We start from the raw sequence: 1,241 nt of genomic DNA on the forward strand, positions 1-1,241 counted from the left end.
CCCCGCCGGGCCCACGCCTGGACGGAGGCCCGCGCCTCGGGGGCCCCTACGACGAGGAGCGTGACCGCGGGGCGCGCGGTGGGGGGCTCCGCCGCGGACGAGGTCGCTCCCCAGAGCCCCAGGAGCAGCGACCCGAGGATGAATCTCCGGGGAGGGGGCCACGCGCGGCGGCGGTATATTGAAGGGTCAGACTGACTCACCGGAGCGGGTTTCCAGGGGTGGAGTGACAGCGTGGAGTGGGGTGGCCGTTATCGACTGGTGCGACGGCTCGCGCGGGGCGGGATGGGAGAGGTCTGGGAGGCGAGCGCGACAGGGGAGGGTGGGTTCGCGCGGCGGGTGGCCATCAAGCGGCTGATCGCCGAGCACGAGCAGGAGCCGTCCCAGACGCGGATGTTCCTGGACGAGGCGCGGATCGCGAGCCGCCTGCACCACGCCAACATCCTGTCCATCCTCGATTACGGCGTGATGGAGGGCCTCCCGTATCAGGTGCTCGAGTACGTGGACGGCGTCGACGCGGAGCGGTTGCGGCAGCGAGGGCGCGAGGCGGGTGAGGACTTCCCGGTGGAGCTGGCGCTCCACGTGTGCGCCGAGGTGGCCCATGCGCTGCAGTATGCCCATGAGGCGAGGGATGAGGCGGGGCAGCCGCTGGAAATCGTACATCGGGACGTGAGCCCCTCGAACATCCTCGTGTCGTGGACGGGGGACGTGAAGCTGGCGGACTTTGGCATCGCGCTGGCAAGGGACAGGCAGGAGCGGACGCTGGCGGGGCACACGAAGGGCAAGCCCGCGTACATGCCGCCGGAGCAGGTGACGCGGGGCGCGCTGGATGGCGCTCGGATGTCTTCGCGCTCGGGTGCGTGCTGCACGCGCTGCTGACGGGGCTCAGCCCGCTGGCGGGCGAGGACCAGATGGCGGACCTGTTGGCGGGCAAGGAGCTGGAGCTGTCGGACGCGCTCCCCGCGGACGTCCGCGACCTCATCGCGAGAGCTGTCCGGAGGGCGAGGCATCAGCGATTCCAGAGCGCGGCGGAGTTCGCGGAGGCGACCGGCAAGGTGCTCGCGGCCCGAAGCGGGCGGGCGGGGCGCGCGCTGCTGAGTGATTGGATGGCGCGGGTCCGGTCGAAGGAGGAGGCCCGGGCCCGGCCGGTCTCGGGGTGGGCCGGGGCCTTCCTGGAGGTGGAGCAGCTGCTCGGAGGGGTGGTCGCGCGGCGCCGGGGACTTCGAACGGGGGCCCGTGTCACG

At 72.4% G+C, this 1,241-nt stretch carries 3 protein-coding genes; 2 read left to right on the forward strand and 1 reads right to left on the reverse strand.

Annotated elements, in window-relative coordinates:
• Positions 1-200 (reverse strand): hypothetical protein (locus ACLEQD_RS43715; RefSeq protein ID WP_410391838.1); only part of this gene is annotated, 200 nt, incomplete at its 3' end.
• Between the two features lie 31 nt (positions 201-231).
• On the opposite strand from ACLEQD_RS43715, the gene ACLEQD_RS43720 reads away from it, so the two are divergent.
• Entirely contained in the window at positions 232-876 is a 645-nt protein-coding gene (locus ACLEQD_RS43720) for a serine/threonine-protein kinase (protein WP_410391839.1), read from the forward strand.
• The coding region (locus ACLEQD_RS43725; RefSeq protein WP_410391840.1) for a hypothetical protein at positions 858-1,241 on the forward strand (384 nt) is incomplete at its 3' end. The genes ACLEQD_RS43720 and ACLEQD_RS43725, both read left to right, overlap by 19 nt.

Source organism: Corallococcus sp. 4LFB (assembly GCF_046520365.1).
Classification (GTDB): domain Bacteria; phylum Myxococcota; class Myxococcia; order Myxococcales; family Myxococcaceae; genus Corallococcus; species Corallococcus caeni.